17 protein-coding genes are annotated in these 22,002 nt (G+C 57.1%); 11 read left to right on the forward strand and 6 right to left on the reverse strand.

The genetic code is table 11. From position 1 onward, the window contains the following. Positions 1-435 precede the first annotated feature (435 nt). The 4 genes from ABH945_RS18510 (at position 436) to ABH945_RS18525 (ending at position 2,741) form a co-directional block, all read left to right on the forward strand. Entirely contained in the window at positions 436-717 is a 282-nt protein-coding gene (locus ABH945_RS18510) for a hypothetical protein (RefSeq protein ID WP_429251472.1), read from the forward strand. 282 nt (positions 718-999) lie between these two features. Continuing rightward, positions 1,000-1,128, forward strand: a complete 129-nt coding sequence (locus ABH945_RS18515; RefSeq protein ID WP_429251473.1) for a hypothetical protein — start codon at positions 1,000-1,002, stop codon at positions 1,126-1,128. 968 nt (positions 1,129-2,096) lie between these two features. Next, positions 2,097-2,243 (forward strand): hypothetical protein, encoded by a 147-nt coding sequence (locus tag ABH945_RS18520; protein ID WP_429251474.1) that lies wholly within the window; start codon positions 2,097-2,099, stop codon positions 2,241-2,243. Between the two features lie 276 nt (positions 2,244-2,519). Further along, complete coding sequence (locus ABH945_RS18525) at positions 2,520-2,741, forward strand: helix-turn-helix domain-containing protein (RefSeq protein ID WP_429251475.1); 222 nt, start codon at positions 2,520-2,522, stop codon at positions 2,739-2,741. 56 nt (positions 2,742-2,797) lie between these two features. On the opposite strand, the gene ABH945_RS18530 is transcribed toward ABH945_RS18525, so the two are convergent. From ABH945_RS18530 to ABH945_RS18540, 3 genes are all read right to left on the reverse strand, one after another. Then, on the reverse strand, positions 2,798-6,091 hold the full coding sequence (locus ABH945_RS18530) for a DEAD/DEAH box helicase (protein ID WP_429251476.1): 3,294 nt from the start codon (positions 6,089-6,091) through the stop codon (positions 2,798-2,800). Between the two features lie 146 nt (positions 6,092-6,237). Then, positions 6,238-7,851 carry a hypothetical protein gene (locus ABH945_RS18535; protein ID WP_429251477.1) on the reverse strand — a complete coding sequence of 538 codons (1,614 nt, stop codon included), beginning with the start codon at positions 7,849-7,851 and terminating at the stop codon, positions 6,238-6,240. A 236-nt stretch (positions 7,852-8,087) separates the two neighbouring features. Continuing rightward, positions 8,088-8,666 (reverse strand): hypothetical protein, encoded by a 579-nt coding sequence (locus tag ABH945_RS18540; protein ID WP_429251478.1) that lies wholly within the window; start codon positions 8,664-8,666, stop codon positions 8,088-8,090. A gap of 658 nt (positions 8,667-9,324) precedes the next feature. Here ABH945_RS18540 and ABH945_RS18545 point away from each other — a divergent pair. The 5 genes from ABH945_RS18545 to ABH945_RS18565 all read left to right on the forward strand — a co-directional run bounded on the left by ABH945_RS18545 (position 9,325) and on the right by ABH945_RS18565 (position 16,442). After that, entirely contained in the window at positions 9,325-10,137 is an 813-nt protein-coding gene (locus ABH945_RS18545) for a TatD family hydrolase (protein WP_429251479.1), read from the forward strand. 391 nt (positions 10,138-10,528) lie between these two features. After that, positions 10,529-11,416: a hypothetical protein gene (locus ABH945_RS18550; protein ID WP_429251480.1), complete on the forward strand. Its 888-nt coding sequence runs from the start codon at positions 10,529-10,531 to the stop codon at positions 11,414-11,416. 670 nt (positions 11,417-12,086) lie between these two features. Beyond that, a complete protein-coding gene (locus tag ABH945_RS18555) occupies positions 12,087-13,526 on the forward strand; it encodes an AAA family ATPase (RefSeq protein WP_429251481.1) in 1,440 nt (479 codons plus the stop codon). Positions 13,527-13,530: 4 nt separating this feature from the next. After that, the gene (locus ABH945_RS18560; protein WP_429251482.1) at positions 13,531-14,283 is read left to right on the forward strand and encodes a hypothetical protein; all 753 of its coding nucleotides are present in this window, start codon (positions 13,531-13,533) and stop codon (positions 14,281-14,283) included. A gap of 1,535 nt (positions 14,284-15,818) precedes the next feature. Next, positions 15,819-16,442 (forward strand): LysE family translocator, encoded by a 624-nt coding sequence (locus ABH945_RS18565; protein ID WP_074770198.1) that lies wholly within the window; start codon positions 15,819-15,821, stop codon positions 16,440-16,442. Between the two features lie 15 nt (positions 16,443-16,457). Here ABH945_RS18565 and ABH945_RS18570 read toward each other — a convergent pair whose 3' ends face one another. Next, on the reverse strand, positions 16,458-17,873 hold the full coding sequence (locus ABH945_RS18570) for a PLP-dependent aminotransferase family protein (protein ID WP_429251483.1): 1,416 nt from the start codon (positions 17,871-17,873) through the stop codon (positions 16,458-16,460). 184 nt (positions 17,874-18,057) lie between these two features. Here ABH945_RS18570 and ABH945_RS18575 point away from each other — a divergent pair, with 184 nt between their 5' ends. After that, complete coding sequence (locus tag ABH945_RS18575; protein WP_429251484.1) at positions 18,058-19,386, forward strand: aspartate aminotransferase family protein; 1,329 nt, start codon at positions 18,058-18,060, stop codon at positions 19,384-19,386. A 183-nt stretch (positions 19,387-19,569) separates the two neighbouring features. Here ABH945_RS18575 and ABH945_RS18580 read toward each other — a convergent pair whose 3' ends face one another. After that, positions 19,570-20,094, reverse strand: a complete 525-nt coding sequence (locus tag ABH945_RS18580; protein WP_429251485.1) for a DUF6496 domain-containing protein — start codon at positions 20,092-20,094, stop codon at positions 19,570-19,572. A gap of 316 nt (positions 20,095-20,410) precedes the next feature. Here ABH945_RS18580 and ABH945_RS18585 point away from each other — a divergent pair, with 316 nt between their 5' ends. Next, positions 20,411-20,662, forward strand: a complete 252-nt coding sequence (locus ABH945_RS18585; protein WP_007178046.1) for a hypothetical protein — start codon at positions 20,411-20,413, stop codon at positions 20,660-20,662. 111 nt (positions 20,663-20,773) lie between these two features. Here the strand turns inward: ABH945_RS18585 and ABH945_RS18590 are convergent, their stop codons facing one another. Continuing rightward, positions 20,774-21,982 carry an ABC transporter substrate-binding protein gene (locus ABH945_RS18590; RefSeq protein WP_429251486.1) on the reverse strand — a complete coding sequence of 403 codons (1,209 nt, stop codon included), beginning with the start codon at positions 21,980-21,982 and terminating at the stop codon, positions 20,774-20,776. Positions 21,983-22,002 lie beyond the last annotated feature (20 nt).

Consider the following 22,002-nt stretch of genomic DNA (forward strand, 5'->3'; position numbering starts at 1 on the left):
CGCGCAATCGACCTACTTCGACGGGAAGCATCCGCCTGAGATACATCTAAGGTCATTGATGCCGCGCAGTCAAAAGAAGACCAGTTCAAGGCAAAGCTGCCGCCGCTCCGGTCTGCTCGGTGAGACGACGCGGGGGCGTTTAAACAGCCTCGCTTTACAGGGGATGGTCACGAAGAACACTGAGGCGCAGGCGTTTGGAAGCAAGTTCGCACCCACCGATGTCGAGCTAGTGCCGTAGAGCTGCTCGCGATTTTGCTGACAGACGTCGTCATGTACGCAGAGGTCGCTGCACGAGATGCTGGACTTTCTGGTGCCTGTTTCGTGCGTATGCGTCGGGCGATGGACCGGGTTGCTTGCGTGCAATCGCTTCTGGAGGCAATGAGGACGGAGAGTACAGGCGTGGGCGACTCTAAGGAGGCGTGCAAGGAGGCCGAGATGCGACAGATGGCTATGAGGGATGCGGTGGAATTGCTGGCGAAGGGGTGGCCGCAGGATTATCCGGCCGGCGCGGTGAAGCGGCAATTTTGTTGCGAAAGGTCGAATTTTTCACAAGAACGGTCTAGACCGCGCCCGGACAATGCCGCGACTGATTTGCACGCACTATTGGGGTTCGAGGCCCCTCTTCCGCGCTCGATACGGATTGCCAATGCAGAAGCGCTTCCGGGCCGCCTGACAAAGCTGACCGAACATCCAACCCTGCCCCAAGAAAGTTATTAGTTCAGGGATGGGAACGCTCTCATTACTGGCGGACAAAGCTACGCGCCACCTATCGCCAGATAGGGTAACGAGAATTCAGCATACATCGTTGCTTTCAAGGAGTGGCTGCTCGAAGAAGCATGTGCCCGCCTGCGCGGGCCACGTAGATATTAACCGTCGTCATCGCGGCTCACCCGCGTCGCGCGCATCGAGGTAAAAAAAGCGTATCCTCAATCATTAGATACGTCCAGAAATAGCAACCCTGTTGGCTTGCTTAATGGGCGCGGCAACACTGATGCGGACATGAGCGAATTTCTAACCTTTGCGCTGGAGAACCCCGCGCTTTTGCTGGTGCCGACCATCGGTGCCTTAGCTGCCGCTGCCCTGCTTCTTGTGAAAGAGCGTTATGTGGGCCGTCGCGGGGAAAAATGAGCGGACAGATGAATCGAACGCTTAATCTCACGAAAACGCCCTCTTTTATGTTGCGGCGCCAGAAATCGCCTTGTAGTTGAATCGTCACTTCCAAGTCCGGCTTGGGTTTAAATTAGCCATAGCAGACCGGTTCTTTTCATGCAAGGTCGCGCTAGCCGCTGCGCTTGCTGGAGAGGTCAGTCAACAGCCAGCGCACATTCGCCTGAGGCCAATCCTCGCCTGGTGATGTGTATTTCACCGCTTCTTCGAAATAGACTTCGCCATACGAATAGATAGTCGGTGGGCCTCAAAAAAATTCTACTTGATGCGTGGACTTGTCGTCGTACATGACTAGTTGTCCCTCTTGAGACTGTGGTCAGGAGTCTTGACGCTTGAGCATCGCGTTGTGCGCAACTCGACCTGCGGCTTGAGCTGCCGTCTCCGCAATTGGGTAGGTCTTTTTAACACGTTCAAGTGCGAACGCAGCCAGATTCGTCGACTGTATCGAGGATGGGGAGCCTGACTCGGCACCGACCGGGTCCGAAGTGTGCGACATCATCAAGAGTGCGACTGACCTTGCAACCGAGCTGACTGCAGCGCCCACTTTTTGGCTTACTCCTGATGCCCGAACACGCAGCTTCCAAGAGCCGCTGCGGAGGCTCCAGACCATGCCGTCGATTGTCCCGGCCCGGACCGCTAGCAGCTTGCCGATGAAACAGCGCCACACTCTCATTCTTCGCCTCGCCTACTCCATCTACGAAGCTTGCGGCGAAATACCTGTTCAACTCATCACGACGGTGGTCGCGCGCGTGGGAAGAGACATTGGAACGTCAAGTCTATGAGGTGCTAACTGCCGCCGAACGCGACAGTATCCGAGCGCTCGTTGATGCGAAGCGCAAAAAACCAAAGCTGACAGCGAGAACACAGCACATCTGGCGATGAGTGGGGCAAGTGTCGTGCGAAAACGCAGTTTGCCGACGTCCGACACCATGACCGACAGCCAGCGGCAGGCTCAGGCTCAGGCTCCCAACATCGTGGGAGGGTTCGCGGATGAGACCGCGGCCATCGTGCGTCACGACGCGCTCAGCACCGTGGCCGCAGAACTCGGAATAGAGCGGGATCCGGCCGAGCGGTGAGGACCAGAGGAAATAGCGTCCGTTTTCCATCCTATTTCCTCCGGATTTTTTGCGCCTGAAATGCATGGTATTTCGGTAGCAGTGTTTCTAGCCGACAGGCGAACAATACGTCCTGTCATAACTCACACTGCATTGAATGTAAAAACACATCAACCCGCAGAACTTCCAATCATTCGACCGCATTATCGCCAACTGGCCAGACAACACCGCGGACCATCAGCGGGCACGCCTGCTTGAGGCGATGAGCTGTACACGGGGATAACGACACTGGAGGCGATGCGCTTCCTCGACATCGTTGACCCTCGCGCACGCGTGGTTGAACTCCGCGAGGAGGGTTTCAGCATCATCACTTCGTGGGCCAATCAACCGTCGGTTTGCTGGCGCATCCACAATGTTGAGCTCTACACGCTTACAGGCAATGCAAAAGGCATCAACGATGGTGCGACGACGAAATCCCAGGTCCATGCGGCCGGTAGCCAGATGGTCCTTGCTCTTTGACACTGACCAGCGCTTATGCTGAACGAGTGGATTTGGACACGGGAGCGTATCGAGCTTCAAGCGCTTCCAATCACGCTGAACGGCACGCCATATGTCTCGAGCAGAAAGTTTTCGGTCACACTCAGCAAGGAAAGTTGCTCAGGGCTTACTTTTTCGCGCGACAGGCCAGGTTGCACAATAAAAACGCGGAGCCTTAATGCCGCCGTTCGACTCTGGTTTTTTATGTCGACAAGCATGTCACGGTCACCGGTCTGGTACCTCGACAGGGCAACTCCCTTGCGCACCTTCGGGTCGCGCCGCAACAGGTGAAGGAACAGTTCGGTGTGTCGAAGTTGATTCTGTAGCCAACTGATGCTCTTTTGCGCCTGACCGCAGACCTCGTACAAGTCGCCGACTCGACTGCCCGGAACGCTATCTTGCGAATATTTGAGGTGATAGAAATCGACGGCGATGGTTGTACGTGCATCCTCTTCCGTCACCTTGATGCCAACTACGTCAGCGGACTCGCCCGAGCCGTCATCGTCGTAGATGAGGTCGTATCTGTTCGCAGCCTTCAGGTCCTCGATTACTTTGTACTGGATTGAATCCGTCTCCCTGGTTGCGCCCTGCGCTTCCTTTTTGATGTCTACCGCCGACCAGTCCCAAACATCAATCCGAGAAGCGTCAAACGGCGCATACGTATCTGGCAGCGTCACGAGTAGGTTACCTTCCAGATAGGAACCATCGGCGAAGAAAATCTGAGGCGGATTCTCTTCGAAGAACTCAGCCAGAGTCCACGCTTTCATCCGCCTGTGCAGTAATCCCGGCTCTCCCTCCTGCACGAAGCGATAGGTAGATACCGAATCGTCCGCAACCGGAATGATTTCCAGACGCAAAACGGTTTCCATCGAATCGCTCGCAATTCGGAACCGCAACTCTCCGGTTTCGGACCGCTCAACCATCTCGAGTTCGAGGTCCCAAAAATCAGTTTTGACGCCGTGCTCACCGACCTTCACGGAAAACACACTCTCGTGGTCCTGATAAATGCTATCCGGCCATTCGATTGCAATCGGCATAACGTCTGGACGCTGCTTCACCAGCTTCGGGATGAGGGTCCCGTTGAGGACATCTTCTGGATTGATGTCCTTGTTGATGACCTTCTCGCCTACGTGCCTGCACCACCGAGCAAAGGATTCAAGACGAAGGCGCTGAAAAGACCAGACGCGACCGCGCTTAGTCGCACCAATGGTCGCCGTGGCGCCCTGTTCGAAGCCGATTCCTGAAATGACCGCGCGACGCGCAGTTCTCTTCGACTTCTCCGAAAGCTGTGATGCGACGTCGGCACCCATGCGCGAGATGTATCGTATCTTTCGACCGAACTGCTCGTTCATGCCCAAATTCGTGAGCAGAAGGCGCTTCACGTCGTGAAAGCAACGATACAACTCAGGGTCGCGAATCAACTCGACGTCCTCACCGCACAGTGCCTTGGCTAAGGTTCGATACTCACCGCTCTTCGACGAGCCGTGGATGTAGAGTAGCTCTCGCTCCTTGTCCCAGATGGCAACGAGCAGTTCCCACTGCCAATCCTGAACCGCTTCAATATCTGTCCACGAAACGTCTTTGCTGCTTCCGACGACAACCACGAGCATGTTTTCGCTCTGGTTGACCGTATGGCGCACCTTGTCGGACGCCTTGACACCATGGATACCCTTGCGGAAGTCTTTCGGCTTCCAGACGCTGCAGCGCGTGCGGTAAACAACCATGCTGGTGGCTGGGCGAATCTCCTGAATGGGAATTTCACCCGAGAACGGCTCGAATCCTTCGAGGAATTTGCGTGACTCAATCTGGTCATCTATCTGAGAATCGCTCAGGTCCGGCAAGAGCTCGTTCCAGTCTGGGTCTTGGCTGTAGAGTTTTTCCAGGTCCCCTTTTACGCTCGGGTTCGCGATATTCGCGATAAAAGTTGCATCACCCAAATCCGCTCTCGCTCGAGTGAAGCGTCCTGCAAGCTGAAGCGTGACGGGCAAGCTCTTACGGGTATCGTGGAATGCTGCAATCTTGAGCTCAGGCATGTCAAAGCCTTCGCCCAGCATATCGACGCACACCACTATCCGTGACTCTCTCGACGCAAGTTTCGCGAGTGCCTCCCGGCGCTCTGAAGCCGTTAGCCGACTGTGGAGCAGCACGGGATTGTAGCGACCGATTTCTTCGTAAGTCTTGAAGACCTGCTCCGCTCGCGATATGTCTAATGCCCGAGCCATTGCAACATGAAGGCCAGTCGCGTCGGCATTGAGCTCGCTAATTGTGGCTTCGGCGATTGCTCGGTCGGCCTTCCGCGGGTCGAACTCGAAGACTGACCGGAAGATAATCGGACGGAAGTATCCATCTCGCTGCGCTTGCCGCAAAGGATAGCGATAGATGATTCTGCCATCTATCTGCTTGTCGTCATCTCTGAACGGAGTCGCCGTGAACTGCAGGACGCGCCGCTTTTCGAACTGAGCTTTGAACTGCTTCCATGTTCGGGCCTCTGCGTGATGCGCCTCGTCGATGAACAGATGCGAACACAGCTCGGCGACGCGGGCCTGGCATTCCAGCGTCATCTTGGCTGCAATGTGACTGGTGGTGACAACGACGTTGCACGTGGAAAAGAAAGCTGCCAGACCTTCAACAGTTGGGATGCTGTGCTCAAGGAGCCCGACGACCGGTAATTGTGCATTCTCAGCGAGGATGTTGCTCTGGTGTGCCTTGAGCAGCCCTAGGGTCAAGAATTTTTCAGCAATCTGCGTACGGAGTGCTTCTGTCGGGACCACAACAATGACCCGCTCGCATGGGGTCGATGTCAGAACTCCCAGCATGGTCTCTGTCTTCCCCGTGCCTGTAGGCAGCACCACCGACGCGACTTCGTTGCTGGTCGACCAATGGGCGTGTATCGCGTGCAAGGCTCCAGCTTGCGGAGGACGCAGGCCTACCACATCGGCAGCCCTATCTTCGAGAACGTATCTGAATGCGCCTCGCCACGATGCTATGGCGCTTTTCGCGCTCGCATCGAGACTTGCGTTTGGAGCCGCAGGCTGGGACGGATGCTGCAACCAGGTCCCCGTCACCGTGTCCAGAGTTCCATCCTCGCCCAATGTTGCCGAACACTTAAGCACAGCTGAGTCATTCAAAGCAGTCAAGTCGCGAGGAGCGTCCCGCAGTACCAAAATGCGAAACGGGAGTGACTCGGCAGAAACTTCATAGCCCTCAGCACCTTCAACGATAAACCGGACGATATCTGCTTCGGTTTCCAGTTCAGGACTCGCGACCTGGCGAATCCAATTTTTCTCGACCTTCTTGTTGATTGCATAAACCCGTGGAAGCCGCACTCTCATTTCAGAAGCCTTTGTTTTGATAGTTATAGCAGTCCCTGCACGGAGCCGATATGCATCGGCCCGCACGTCGCCCGCTGGAACTGGTTCGTTCAGTTAGCGTACTACTGGCGCATGTCAGCGACATCGCCTTCTGGAGGATTCAGAGGCTAGTCTATTGTCGACCACATAGCCGGCTTGGCACCGTCGCTTCGCTCTGCGCAAATCGTGAGCACGTTCATCGCCAGAAATCCGCCATCGACTGTTTTGTTACCGGTCGGCACGAACTCTACTTCGCGACTGAATATGAGCTTGACGCCGCAAGCACACGCGTCCTCCAACAGCTCAGCGGCCATAGCGTCGTGACGAGACGTCGGCTCTGTCGCTTCGTCACCGTCCATCATTGCAAAATCGCCTGAGTCAAACGCGATGATTTCAGCAATGTCCTTGGCCGTTTCGAGGAACCTACGGGCTTCGGCGAGGTGCAATGCGCCGAGCGAATCACCTTCGATGCAACGATAAGCCATGGCTCCTGAGACCATTCTGGTGAACTGCTCAGCGTTGTCCGCAGAGAAACCAAGACTGTGCTCGCGTTCCAGGAGCAGCTTGTTCGGAGCAACAGTCAGAGCGACCGCAAGCTCGATAATGAGCGAAGGAGCTGCAAGCTCGAAGTCCTTTATCCGCATCACATCGCGGAACTCGACGCCGACCATGGCTGCAAGGTCTGCAATGGTCTTGCCCTGCTCAGCGCTCAACGACTCGATGACTTTATAGTCCGCGTGCGCACTCCAGCCTAAGTTACTGGAGCCGCCAACGGAAAGCAAAGCCTCGGAGACGGTTCCCGGCAGCGCTTGTCGATACCGTGTGTATCGGTCAAATACACTCTGCATCGTCGTCGTAAGTTCCGTCTTTCTTCCCTGCTGGTCAGCGCCGGTGACATCAACCCATGCGACTTCAACGCGATAGCTCTCGTCTCGCCCCTCGACAATACAGTCACCATGGTCTGAGCGAATCCGGTCGCAGCCTGTCGCGTCAAACAGAAGAAACAACTCGCGTTCGTCAGATACCAGACGTGCTGCTCTGTTCGTAAGAGCTGTCAAATGGAAGGCTGCACAGAACGTCGGAGGGAGCGTGTCCGCAACGGTGCCGCGAACAACCAGGGTTGCTGGGCGCGCATGTTCGATACCACCGACAATCTTCCGCAGGGCTACTCGTAGCGATTCCTCGCCGAGCGGCAGCGGAACGACACTTTCGCGGCTCAAGCTGTCCTCGCGGAATTTAATCAATTGGATGGTGAGCCACGAGCCGCTTTGCTGGCTCATCTCTAACTGCACTCCGCTTTCATAGCGCGACATCGTGCAAAATGCACTTTGGCTACGTGACGGTATGAGCTCGATTGCAGTCCCCAGCATGGCGGTGACCGCCTCCCCAATAGAAGGGAAACCTGTTGGTGGGCGCATCGTGCCATCGACAGTGCATAAAAGGACATAGACGGCAGCGGGTTCAGCGCTGGCCTGCTTGGCTCGCATGTAGCAGTCGTGCCCAGCAATTCGCGCCAGCACCTCGAGAGCATGCGACTGCTTCAGCGTGATAGCGTGTTCGCTCAGCGCGACGCGAAGCGGCCGTGCCAAAGGCTTGATATCATTCTGACCCGCCAGAGGCAGACGGTTGCAAATCTCAATAGCGGATGCCAGCGCGAGCGTTTGGCCTTTTGCGGCGAGATAAGAGCAGAGGACGGTTGCAGCGGATTGCGCGGATGCGCGCAGAGAATCAGCGTGTGCCATGGCACAACTCCGTATCGGTCGCTCAGTTCAGGCTTACAATCTGAGGCGCTGCGCGTTGCCGTTTGCCTGAATGGGCGGTCACGGGGTTGTTCAAGCCATAGCCACCGTAGATGGCCTACACCGGATTTGCCGTACCCGCCCGAAAGCGGTTGCGCAACTGACTGGCTCCGGGCTGCACAGTCAAGATGAAATCATAAATTGCGAATTCTCGCAAGAGGGTTGTGCGCCTCGCCTTCTTATTCCCGCGGAGGCTCGCATTTTGCAGCTAAGGCCGCCTTAATCCATGGCGCAGTAAAGACATACCCCAAGCGCGCAAATGGACCATCCGTGCCGTCATGCTTTGCATCTGCAAATGGCCCTCCCGAGTTTGTACTTTCGCAAATCGACGTAGTCCCACGGGATGTTAAAGCCAAAGAGAACGACTCTTCGGGCTTCGCATCCGAAGGGATGACGCTCATAAATTCTTGACTGTTGAGCACGTGTTCTGCAATGGACTTGAGGTCTTTGCGTAGCTGCCCTTGAGCCTCGACAGCCAAGGTCGAAGTCGCCGCTGAGGTGATGCCACCGAGAGGAAAACAGACTTTTCCATCGATAACCAGCAGAGAGTTAATACCGGCACGCCGGAGCTGTTTGCGGTCTGCCGCGGTCCATGTTGCTGTCGGCGGCAACACGCTGCGCGACTTGAACGGCTCGATAACCAACCTTCGAGGTTTATTTGACGGCTCGAAGAACGCCGCCCAGAAATTCGGTGAAGAAGCGGGCGCGACGACTGTTGAGGTTGTTGTTTTACCGCAAGACGCTTGGCCCGTTCGCATTCATCGCGCGCGCTTGTGACTTTCGAAGCGAGCGGTTTAGCAGCTTCGCAACGCAACGATGAGTGTCGGGGTGAGCGGAGACTTAGCGGTTGTTCATAACTCGCGCCATTTCCTCGAGGAAGTCCTTTCCCTCGGCCGTCGGCTCCCGAAAATTCGGGTCGACCTCCGTTTTTTTTGGATTGCGCCAATCTGGCGAGAGCGTCTACGACTACATACGACGGAATGAACCGAACAATCGACGCACTCGCTGACACCAAGATGCCGGCAATTTTCACATCGTTTCGGGAATGTTGGACGTTTGTGACGACTCCGCCACTCGCTCCTTAAAGGCTAGGAAAGTCTTCCCATCGAACTTAACGATGTGCGGTGTGCCATCATCCAGGCAGCAGATGCCGGGCACAATGTGCCTGCTGATGTTCGTGAAGTGGGTGAATCCATTTTCAGGTTCATCATAGAACTCGTGCCTATCCACGAAACAGTCAGGGTTCTTAGCGATGCGCGCGATGCGGCCGCCTCATCGCGCCGCTCCCGCAAGCGCTGCGTTCCGATGACACTGCATTTCGCATAAACTCTCGTCGCACAGGTGACCCTAGCACGCGCTTTGGACAAAGCGGCGCGAACAGCTTTGCCCTTCTCGAACTCACACTCGAAACCCCTGATGACTCTTGCCACGCCCCTCGTAGACATCGGAGTGAACTTCCATTCCAAGCAGTTGACGGGCCTCGCGCCCGAGCTCATCGCGCGAGCGAAGGACGCAAACGTGGGTGCCATCCTTGCAACAGGCACCTCCGTCGAGTCCAGCCAGTCAGAGCTCGCACTTGCGCACCAACACCCCGGTTATCTATATTCGACTGCGGGTGTGCATCCGCATTCAGCGGACGGCTGGAATGACACAGCGCTTGAACTCCTGTTCACGTTACTGGAAGACCCGGCATGTGTCGCGGTTGGTGAGACTGGGCTTGACTACAATCGCAACTTTTCGACGCCTGCCAACCAGCGTCGAGCCTTTGGGGCTCAACTCGAACTAGCAGCCGATACTGGCAAGCCGCTGTTCCTACATTGCCGGGATGCCTTCGATGACTTCTTTGCGATGATGAGAGATGCCGTCGCAGGCGGAGCGCGTGGGGTCGTACATTGCTTCACCGGCAGCGAAGATGAAGCCGAAGCGTTCGTCGAACTGGGGCTCGACATTGGCGTCACGGGCTGGGTGACCGACCTTGCACGCGGACAGACTCTGCGAGAAGCGGTGAAGAGCACTCCACTAGACAGGCTGCATCTCGAGACCGATGCGCCGTATCTCGGTCCCAAGAACGCGAAGAAGCGCAGACCGTACAACGAACCAGCAAACCTTATTTGGATTGCGCGTGCCATCGCGGAGTTGCACGGTGTCGACGAACTTGTCGTGGCGCAGGCGTGCACCCGCAACAGCGAACGACTTTTCGGGTTTTCGAATCAGGGGTTACATCTGTGACGACCCGGTCTTGACTCGACGTGGATGAAAGCCGGACTGCGGCGAAGATTTGCTGAAGCGGGGAGAGGTCGATTTGATGCCGCCGACAATATGCGGTCAACACTCTGCTCATACGTTCATCTACACTCGACCACCCTTGTTGTGCCGACGCGCTCAGCAACACGCAGTACCTCGCTAGCACACTCCAGCAAAAGCTTGCAGACTGCCAAATAGTCATCTATTTCCGTCGAACCGGTCGAGAACCAGTTGACGGATAAGATATAAAGGATTCTTCATTTTGGCCGATATAAACGCATGGATGGCTATCGCTCCCCACCCGGAATCGCCACACTTCGAGGCAAGAAATATCGCTTCAATTTGAAGCGAAATACACCGAGAACAAAATATTGAAATGAAGAGCATCGAACAAGAAGCCGCCCGCATTTATGAACGTGAACGACGTTCCAATTTCCTAGCTGAGGCGTCGGAGCTCACGTGGAGAGTCGATATACAAACGCGCCTTCAGGCACTTGCAAAGACTCTGACAGCGTGTCCGACGGAACGACACACATTTAGCAGCTCCGCGACAAATAGCGAATGGAATAAGCTGCCCGGATTCGAGATAGTGGCCAGCAGCGAAACCTTGTATTCATCTAGTTCGCTTCCGTTTGCTAACGGAACGTCGGTCACTTTTGAGCAAGAGGAACCGGCAAGCTTGCGGTACGAGATGCATCCTGACGGCAGCATTGCAGTTATCCTGAAGCCGCACTCAAGCCCGCTTCGCGGGCTTAACGAAAGTGTACTTGTGATTGATTACGCCAGAAGTTCAAACGAGTTCGCTGGGGACTGTGGCAACCGTCGTTTGAGTCGGCACATATCTGCACTTTTATTCGTATGCGATGCTTCTCATAGCATGAGTTGCCCCAGCCCCGCGACCGGACGGCATCTGCGGAAGATTCAGCGAAAATCCGACAAGTACCGTGACCTTTACCAGGGCTCTTGTACTCAAAAGAGAAAGGCTGAAAGGGACGCCGACATAGCGCTTGGCACTGGCTTGGCGGGTGGCTTGGTCGCAAGCACCCTCCTCCCGCTGGCGCGCGACGCAGGTAACAATGCCCAACAGCGTTTGGTCAATCAACATTGTGATGGGCCACACTACGCCGAAACCCGGTGTAATGCCAACGCTTACATCGTGCGAGACCACAGCATCAGTAGTGTTTTCACCACCGAGTCCGTTCTCTTTGCGGGCATCTTGATTTTCCTGAGCGTACTCGTGTTTATCCGTCGCATGTTCAAATAAGGGTAGTGACGACGGCCGACCCGTAGTCGGTGGCTAACAATGCTACTACGAATGTTAGGCCCGTGAGCACCTGCCTGCCGACACCTTGCGTAATATGGCCTCCCCTCAGCAACTAGGATAAAAGCGGTTTCCCTTGCCCAACACGAAACTATCGAATAAGAGCAGCACCGAGAACTACGAAAACTAAAAAAAGTCACGCCAGGTACAGGAAATTTATTTCCGAATCCGACGTGTTAATTGCGCACGTTGTTTCAGTATTAAGCCGGCCGATGGGGCACTCTATTAAAGGAAGGCCCGTAGCCATGTTCATCACTAAGGCTCCGTAGGCTTGGCGTTCAGTTGCGCGGACCGGCCGCGCTCCGGTTCGCGAAGGATATGACGTGACACGCGGGGGAGGTACATAGCAGTTGATTCTAGCCTTTCGTGCCTACGCCTTCGAACTAGCATCAATCCTGCGTTTGACTCTGTCGTTATTTGAGCTGCTCGCAAACGTTTCACCCATAAAGGCTCAGCAGAAGGGCCATTTTTCCAGCGTGAATCTAAGCGAATTGCATATATCCGTTCTACCGATATGCTGACTTATGCACAAATTCGATAGAGATTCAGACACATTCCACATAAAATTGTAACTACCACTGATTTATACGCTACGAAAAAAGGAAAAAGCGTAATGTTCCGTATCGAAGAGGTGTCTTCGCCTCGCTGTAAGTTGAAATTTTCCAGTCGAACTCGAGAATCTAATCAAGTTTCCGTCATAACGGGCCCGAATGGCTCTGGCAAGACTGAGATATTAAAGACATTGTCCGACTGGTTCTCGCGGTTGCCCCAGGAACAGGCACCGGAGCACCTCCACGTGCGTTGGAAGATTGATACACCCCTAGCTCCAACTTGGGGACCGTATGACGAACAAAACTTTCCACCGCGGGTCATTGCGCAGACGTTCAGCCCGTTCTCGCGATTCGCACCGCCAAAACGAGATACTCGAACACTTTTCGATGTCTATGCCAACCAGACCACGGAGCAATGCCTCTATCGCACTATTGGTATCCATAGTGGGACGCAAGTCGTCGGTGGCCCACTCGGTAAGCTCACGCTCGAGCAAGGCATTTTTCGCCTCTCTGAGGCACCTGAGCAAACCCAAAATCTTGGGTCCGTGCTGGACTCACTTCGATTCGAAAGGCGAATAAATCTCCAGTATCGGAAGAACGCGATAGGTGAAAGTTTGTTTTCGGCTTATACCCAAGGCCATCTAAGAGACTTACTTTCTGGGAAAAAGACCTTTGCTTCGAATGTCCATGGAATTAGCGTGGATTTATCACTTCGACGCGAAATACGCGACACCGGCATCGAGTCATTGTCCAACTTATTAGAAAATGTCCTGAGCGCATTGGAGCGATATCTTGATAGAGACGGATTCCAGTTCGTTTTGGATTTCAGGGAAAAACAAGCATCTTTAAACTACGCGGCTTTGAAAGCATTGTCGCTTTTGCGGCGACTAGACGCCTTGACGTTGGAACGTTGTGAGCTCTACCCACACTTAAGGAAACAGATTGACTTGGCCGACGCGAGCTCTGGACAACAGCAGATGCTTTGCTCTCTATTCGGTCTTTTTGGTGAGTTGAGCTCAAACTCCCTTGTTCTGATAGACGAGCCGGAACTCAGCCTCCACCCCACATGGCAAATGGGCTTTTTTGAACGCCTCGACGCAATTCTGCAGCCATTTGAAGGCTGTCACGTGATAATCGCAACTCACTCACCCCTAATCGTACAGAGTGCTTTGAAACGTGACTTTGAGGTGATTCAGCTACGGGCAGATACTCCCAACTTTCAGATGAATCATCCTCTTCGGGACCAGTCACACGCTTCCGTCGAAGGTACTCTGCTCGAAGTGTTTGGCACGCCGGTAACTGGTAGCGCGTATCTTGCGAACGAACTATTTGAGATGGTCTCCGTGTCGGAGACAGCAAGCTCCGAAATTCGCAAGGAGACCCTCGTTCGCCTTGAGTGGCTCGAGTCTCTTTATCAAAATTCGCAAGGCATCGTCACTCAAAAGGAAGATTTAGACCTGATACAGCGAGCGATTCGGTTGGTTAAAGTTGGTGGGGAGTAAGTATATGCAAGCTGAAACTCGCAACAGAGCAACTCCATTGATAGCACTTGAAAGCGTTTCGCCTGAGCAGCATGCTACATTGCGCGAAGGCGGCGCTGCAGACGTACATTACTGGGAATCGCATCCCGAGGAAGTCAAGCCATTCTTCAAGCGTTTCAAGGCTGAAATCAAAGAGTATTATCGCGCTGAGCAGGGGCGACGCTGTTGCTATTGCAGTTTCGAACTTGCAAGTGACCATAGCACCTTCGACGCCGAACACGTTCTCGACAAGAACACTTACCCGCAATTTATGTTCGACCCGAATAACCTCGCAGCCTCATGCCGTCCTTGCAATCGCGCAAAGAATAAAAAATCTGTGCTCGAAGAGGGCACGAAGACTGACAGGGTTCCAATCCAGTCGGTTAGCTATAAGATAGTTCACCCGCATTTAGATGATTGGGCACATCATCTTAAATTTGACGAAATCAGCCGAATCGTGCCTGTTTCTGGTAGCGCGAAAGGAAAGATAACTATTGATGTTTGCAAAATTTCTATTCTCAATTCAGCGAGGCTATCAGACAGCTTTGCATCGGGAAGAAGGGTAGCGGAAAAGTATCTGAGGCAATTCTATGAAATTCGTACCTTAAAAAAGAAACGGGAGCATCTTGAACTCCTTCGCGCACTTGCTGCCCAGCGCAACCTTGCCCCAGCCTTAGCTATTGTCGACCGACTCGCACAGGAAATCGCAGAGGAAGAGGCGGCGTCGGCAAACCGATGAAAGCTGACCGGCCGCGGTTTAGCTGCCTGCTCGTCTACTCAGCAGACCATTTTGAGCCACTGGAAATCGCGAGTTGATTGCTTCACTAAAAGAACGCTGAAGGGTGGCGGTTCTGTGTCGTTGAAACGGAAGCCGCTTACCAAAATAGGCAATTGGCGATTAGGGAAGAGGCAGTAACGGCAAGATAGTACGCTTTGCGCGCAAGTTGAGGCTATCGAGGCAAGCCCGAGCTAAAGCATCGGGCTGTCGATGACTGTTCGCGAGATATACCATCGTCAGCGCGTCGTCATCGCGAACAGGAATGCCATTCTCCAGGTTCTGCCGCTGCGTCGCTTTTGCGAAGTTGAAATAGCTAACTAACAAGGCCTTTCACTCGAAAATCATGACCTTGTTGTGCGCGATTGCCGGCTTGGTGTCGATGACGACATCAATGCCGGCGTTGCGCAGGTAGGCCGCTCCGGGATACTTCCGCGAGACCTAGCTTTTGTCGAGGATGACCTTCTCGTCGACGCCGCAGTCCTTCGCACGCTCGATTGCTGATGCAATCAATGCGCTCGTGAACGAGTAGGCCTGCACGCGCAATTGCTAACCCGTTCGTCGATTGCAGAATCGAGGAGGTCTTGGCAATGCGCGCCATCGGGTACGAAGGACAGCTGGTAGGACGCGTCACTCTGGAAGCTGGTGGACTTCGCGGTGGCGGCTGCGGCCCAGTGCTGGAGGTTTAGGACGTCAGCGGCGGCGGGTGTGAGGGTGCTACTAATTGCAGCGGCCGAGAAGGATGCGGCGAGTACGGCGAACTACAGCTTCATTCGTGATTGAGACGACGATTGTCAAACACGTTACGTTAGCTGACTCATTGCTTTTTATGCGAGGTTCGCGGTCGTCCGTCGCTGCGTTGCGCGGGTTTCGATGGATGGACGTCGCGCCATGCTGCTACCCGCACAAGTTTGTTCTCTTCGCGCAATGCGACCGCGCAGCCCTTCGTCTCAAGAACTCGCCCTTCGCGAGCTCTTGCAGCTTTCTCAACGAGCGTCGAACCAGTCCATCGGGAAGTTCCCGGTACGGCGGGCGAGCTTTCCGTGTGCGGGGCGACTTGCGCCTTTGCATTGCCACAACGACAAATTTGCGAGTTGCGGGCCAGCGGTGACAACTCTGTCCAAGGCGCTTTGGGAAGGGGAACGCGCCAGAGATAGGGAGGTGGGAGACGGTGGAGAACGCGTCTCAAGCGGGATTTGACAAGGAAATTGGATTTTTCTGAGGGGCGTTTTCGCTGTTAAGAAATGGCTGATTGAGGACAGCAATAAAAGCGTTTCTAGGCCGTGTTGGCAGAGCCTTGCAGGGAGCCGCACCCTGACCGCGCGGGATAAATTTTCAGCGGCGGAGAAACGCTTCTATTTTCCATCGACAGCACGAGCCTCCAGACAATGCATACGGCGAAACCCGTACCGGACACCATCTCACAAACCGTACAGGTACTGTACCGGGCCATGTCGCTAGAATGACTTCACCGTTCTACCGCCGACCCCGGAGCTTCAATGTCTTACTTAAGCCTCAGCGCGCTGCCCGCCGGAATCCTGTTCGCGCTCGTCACCTCCGTCACGCCCGGCCCAAACAACACGATGCTGCTGGCCTCGGGCGTGAATTTCGGTTTTCGCCGCACCTTGCCGCATCTGTCCGGCATTAGCGCCGGCGTTGTCCTGTTGATGCTGTCGGTCGGTATCGGCCTCGGCGAAGCTTTTGTCCATTTTCCCGTGCTGTACACGGTGCTTGAAGTCGCGAGCGTCGCGTATCTGCTGTATCTCGCGTGGAAAATCGGCACGTCGGGCGAGTTGAAAGTGAAAAACGGCGAGCGCCGCCCGATGAAATTCCACGAGGCCATCGCGTTCCAATGGGTGAATCCGAAGGCATGGATGATGGTGCTGACCGCCGCCACGACCGTCCACCTCAGCGAGAGCTACAGCATGAACGCGGTCGCGATGGCGGTCGTGTTCTACGTGATCGGCTTTCCGTGCATCTGCCTGTGGGCCGGTTTCGGCACGGCCATGCGCGAGGTCCTGTCGGACCCGAAGCGGCTGCGCATTTTCAACATCGTGATGGCGCTGCTGCTGGTGTTCTCGCTCTATCCGATCGCGCTGAAACTGCTGGGCCACGGCGGCTGACCGCGGCCCTCGCCGTCATAATTTTCCCTGCCCGACTCGCTCGATGAAGCGCCACAACGCGTCGTCGGTCGAGTATGGGGCATTGAAGCGGAACCACGCGCTCGGGGCGTCGTCTGGACGGAAGTAGGAGCCGGGCGCGAGCCAGATACCGTGCGTCAGCGCCGCCGTCGCGACTTCGCCTGCGCGCTCCGGCTCGATCGGCAAACGTGCCCACAGGAACAACCCCGCGCGCGGCCGGTGAAACACCTCAAGACCCAGCGAATCGAGCCGCTCCTCGACCGTCGCGTGCGCCAGTTTGAGACGCTCGTTGACGGTTTCGACGTGACGCGCGTAACGCCCCTCCAGCAACACCTTGTCGACGATCCGCTCGATCGCTTCCGACGACGTCAAACCCACCGCCATCTTCGTGCGCGCCAGTTCGCGCAGCACTGCCTGCTCGGCGACCACGTAGCCGCAGCGCAACCCCGGCGTCACCGTTTTCGAAAATCCGCCGACATACAGCACGCGCTGCAAGCCTTCCATCGCGGCAAAAAGCGGCGCACCGGACGGCGCGAGTTCGCGGCTCACGTCATCCTCGATCACCCACATACGCTGACGTTCGGCGATCTGCAGCAGACGGAACGCGGCGGACATGCCGAACGTCGCGCCAGTCGGATTCTGCAAGGTCGTGTTGACGAAGATCGCCTTCGGTTTGTGCTGCGCGACCAGCGCTTCGAGCACCTCCGTATCGATGCCCGACGGCGTACGCGGCACGCCATGCACCACCAGTCCGGCGAGCTTCAGAATCTGCAGCAGGTTGCAATAACCGGGATCTTCGACGATCACGGCATCGCCCGCGCGCAGCAACGTGCGCACGATCAGATCGAGCCCCTGAGTCGCGCCTTGCGTAAGCAGCACGTTGGAGACGTCCACGGGCAAGCCGCGCCGGTCGAGCTGCTCCGCGATCCGCTCACGCAGCGGCGCGAAACCGTACGGGTGCCCGTAATCGCCGAGACGCGCCGCCGGCACCCGGCTGGTCGCGCGCAATGCATGCTGCAAGCCTGTCTCGTTGATCCACTCGTTCGGCAGCCAGCCGCCGCCGGCCTTGATCGGCACCGAATGATCGGCGAATACGTCGGATAGCAGCCAGGTCGCGGTGAGGCTCGGCGGCTGCCAGTGGGTCGCGGCCGGACGCACCGGCTGCGAGCGCGCCGCCACGCGATAACCGGAGCCGCGCCGCGCGATCACGAGGCCCATCGACACCAGACGGTTGTAAGCCTCGGTCACCGTAAAGGTGCTCAGTTCGTGGCTCTGCGCCAGTTGCCGCACCGACGGCAGCAACGCGCCCGCGCGCAGCGACTGCGCCTCGATGGCGCTCGCAAAGCCTTGTACGACCTGCTCGACAAGCGTGGGGGCCGCGCGCCGGTCGCGCTCAAGTTCTAGTTCGATCATGGATTCAGGCGAAGTCGGAAACGAAAACTGCGGGCTGCATCGATCGACACAGTTGGCAGCAATCCACCAATACAGTTAGCACCACACTACGTCAACTGTTTATGCCGCCATTAAACCGCGGACGCTACAGTTTCGCCATGCCCCGACGCAGGTTCCCATGGGGCGCCACTTTCCGGAGATACCCATGACTTCGCGCCCCGTGATCGACGACCTGTCCTCGTTCTGGATGCCCTTCACCGCCAACCGTCAGTTCAAGGCCGCGCCGCGCCTGCTGGAATCGGCCAAGGGCATGTATTACCGCAGCACGGACGGGCGCGAAGTGCTCGACGGCTGCGCGGGTTTGTGGTGCGTGAACGCGGGCCACGGCCGCGAGGAAATCGTCGCTGCGATCACCCAGCAACTGTCGACGCTCGACTTCGCGCCGACGTTCCAGATGGGCCACCCGCTCGCGTTCGAAGCGGCCACCAAGGTCGCCGAACTGATGCCGAAAGGGCTGGACCGCATCTTCTTCACCAACTCGGGTTCCGAATCGGTCGATACCGCGCTGAAAATCGCGCTGGCTTATCACCGTTCGCGCGGCGAAGGCCAGCGCACACGGCTGATCGGCCGCGAGCGCGGCTATCACGGCGTGGGTTTCGGCGGCATTTCGGTCGGCGGCATTGCGCCGAATCGCAAGACGTTTTCGGGCGCGCTGCTGCCGGCGGTCGATCATCTGCCGCACACGCATAACCTCGAACACAACGCGTTTTCGAAGGGACAGCCCGCTTGGGGCGCGCATCTCGCCGAGGAGCTGGAGCGCATCGTCACGCTGCACGATGCATCGACGATTGCCGCCGTGATCGTCGAGCCGGTGGCCGGTTCGACCGGCGTGCTGATTCCGCCGCAAGGCTATCTGCAGAAGCTGCGCGAAATCTGCACGAAGCACGGCATCCTGCTGATTTTCGACGAAGTGATTACCGGTTTCGGCCGCGTCGGCAAGGCAACGGCGAGCGAGTATTTCGGCGTGACGCCGGACCTGATCACGATGGCGAAGGCGATCAACAACGCGTCGATCCCGATGGGCGCAGTAGCAGCGAGCCGCACGATTCATGACACGGTCGTCAATAATGGCGCGCCTGGCGCGATCGAACTGTTCCATGGCTATACGTATTCGGCGCATCCGGCGGCGGCTGCCGCTGCGGTAGCGACACTGGATCTGTATCAGCGCGAAGGTCTGTTCGAGCGCGCGGCCACGCTCGCGCCGACGTTCGAAGCCGCCGCGCATTCGCTGCGCGGCGCGAAGCATGTGAAGGACGTGCGCAATCTCGGGATGATCGCGGGCGTGGAACTCGAATCGCGCGACGGCGCACCGGGCGCGCGGGCTTACGAGGCGTTCGTCAAGTGCTTCGAGGCGGGTGTGCTGGTGCGATTCACCGGCGATATCCTCGCGTTTTCACCGCCGCTGATCATCAACGAAGAGCAGATCGCGCACATCTTCAAGACGGTAGGGGACGTGCTGGCGACGGTGCAATAACGCAGTTCGGTAGAAGGACCGCATGCGGTCCTTCTACGTTCGCCGGGACAGGTTCCAGAATCGCCCTACCCGCTTTTTCCCCACGCCGAAAGTCGGCAATGAGTGCGCTGCGAAGTCCACATGGGCGCCTCGCTTCACCCGATGCGCGGCAACCTCCACGCCGCGCACCCTCCACCTTCCAGCCTAATGATGCGCACGCGAAGCCCGCGTATGCGCTGCCTTCTTCGCAGCGGCTGAACGTCCCGCAGCTCCCTTCGTCGCAGCCGCCTTCTTCGCCGCCGCCGAGCGGCTAGCGGCCGGACGTCTGGCCGCCGCAGCCCGGGTCTGCTTCGCCATCGCCGCGGGCGACGCGCCCGCCGTGCTTTCGCGCTTCAGCGCATTGCTAGCGGCGCGTGAGCGCTTCGCAGTCGATTCGGTACTCGCGCTCTTTCTTGCCGTACCTTTGTGCTGTCCGGCGGCGTTGTCCTTGTCCGCTTTCTTGCGGGTCGCTTCGCTCGCGGTCCCCTTCTTTGGCGACTTTACCGCGACGCCCGCGCGACGCGCTTCCGACAGACCAATCGCAATCGCCTGTTTCGCCGACCTGACACCGTGTTTGCCGGCGCGAACCTTATCGACCTGTTCCTTGACGAACTCTCCCGCCTGGGTGCTCGGTGCCTTGCCGGCACGCTTGTCGGCCTGGGCACGCTTGAGGGTTTTCTGCTCGGGCATGACGGTCCTCCAGTTTGGCTAAGGTGTGTTTTGTCATGCAGCAACGGCTGTGCCGCGCGATCTGAACGCCCGCAACGTGTGCCCAGATTGAGAGCGGCGGATTGGAAACCCACGCTCAACGTGAAGCCTAGCAAGTTTCAAAGTCACTCGCCATCAATTCAAAAGAATCCGCTTACTTTCGACAGAAATTCGCCAATCGATTCGAATCGCAGCGGGATTCGCGCGAATTGCCGCGCAGCACTCGCGCGCGCCGGAAGGACGGCGTATGGTGTCAGCAAGGGTTGGCGCCGTGGTCCGGCCCGACGGGAGACGTCACATGAAGATACCGACCGTTCGCGCAGGTGCGCACATCGAAGGCGTGCACTGGATCGCCGAATACGCCGAAGACGTTCACGAGATTCGCGTGTTTCGCGAAGGCCAGGAGGTGGATGTGCACAACGCGCCGTCCACATTGTTCGGCGACGAAGAGAATGCGGGGTCCAAAAGCACTGCGGATCACCGCGCTGTCGAGGCGGCCGTGCTGGCTTATCTGAAGCGCTTCGTGATCGAGCACGACGCGGAAGAGTGAGCAGGCGGCACTGCGCTTTTTCATGGAGCCTGAGACGCTCCTTCAATACAGCCTGCGGCGTCACGCGCCGCAGGCCTTCAAACACGAAGCATCGTTACATCGGCGGCCGCTTCAGTCCGCCGGCCGCAGCTTCTTCACTTCGGCATCCGATGGCTGCACGCTCGCGCCATCGATATAGCGGTACGACGTCATCACGCCCTTGCCGTCCTTCACCGCCGTCACGCCGACATACGCACCCATCGTCGACTGGTTGTCCTGCGCGCGGTACATGATCGGCCCGAACGGCGTATCGACATTCAAGCCCTTGAACGCAGCGGCGAGTTTGTCCGGATCGGTCGAACCCGCTTTTTTGATGCCGTCCGCAATCGACATCAGCGCCGAATAGCCGACCACCGAACCCAGGCGCGGATAGTCGTGATACTTCGCCTGATACGCGTCGACGAACTTCTTGTTCGCGGCCGTATCGATCGAATACCACGGGTAGCCGGTGACGATCCAGCCGGTCGGCGCTTCAGCGCCTAGCGGGTCGAGATAGTCCGGCTCGCCGGTCAGCAACGACACCACACTGGTGTTCTTGAAGAGACCGCGCGTATTGCCTTCACGGACGAACTTGCCGAGATCCGCGCCGAACAGCACGTTGAAAATCGCGTCCGGCTTCGCATCGGCAATGGCCTGAGTGACCGCCCCCGCATCCACCTTGCCGAGCGGTGTCGCCTGTTCGACGACGAACTGCACGTCGGGCTGCGCCGCCGTCAGCAGCTTCTTGAACGTCGCGACCGCCGACTGCCCGTACTCGTAGTTCGGATACACCAGTGCCCAGCGCTTCTTGTGCAGCTTCGCCGCTTCGGGCACCAGCATCGCCACCTGCATATACGTCGAAGGACGCAGACGGTACGTGTATTTGTTGCCATCGGCCCAGACGATCTTGTCGGTCAACGGCTCGGCGGCGAGGAAGAAAATCTTCTTCTGCTTCGCGAAGTCGCTCAACGCAAGGCCCGTGTTCGACAGGAAGCCGCCGAACAGCAACTGCACCTGCTCGCCCGCGATCAACTCCTGTGCGGCGCGAATCGTGTCGCCGGGGTTGCCGTTGTCATCGCGCGACACGACTTCGAGTTGTTTGCCTAGCACGCCGCCCGCTGCATTCACCTGCTCGAGCGCCAGATTCCAGCCGTTCCTGTAAGGCCCGAGAAAGGCGGGCTGCGCCTTGTAGCTGTTGATCTCGCCGATCTTGATGGTCTGCTGTGCGCTCGCGCCCAAGGCGGCAAACGAGAACACCGTCGACACCGTGAGGCGAGAGATCCATCCTGCGCGCGTGGTCATGCGTTTCTCCGTTATCAGAA

Source organism: Paraburkholderia sp. GAS333 (assembly GCF_050435665.1).
Taxonomy (GTDB): Bacteria; Pseudomonadota; Gammaproteobacteria; order Burkholderiales; family Burkholderiaceae; genus Paraburkholderia; species Paraburkholderia fungorum_A.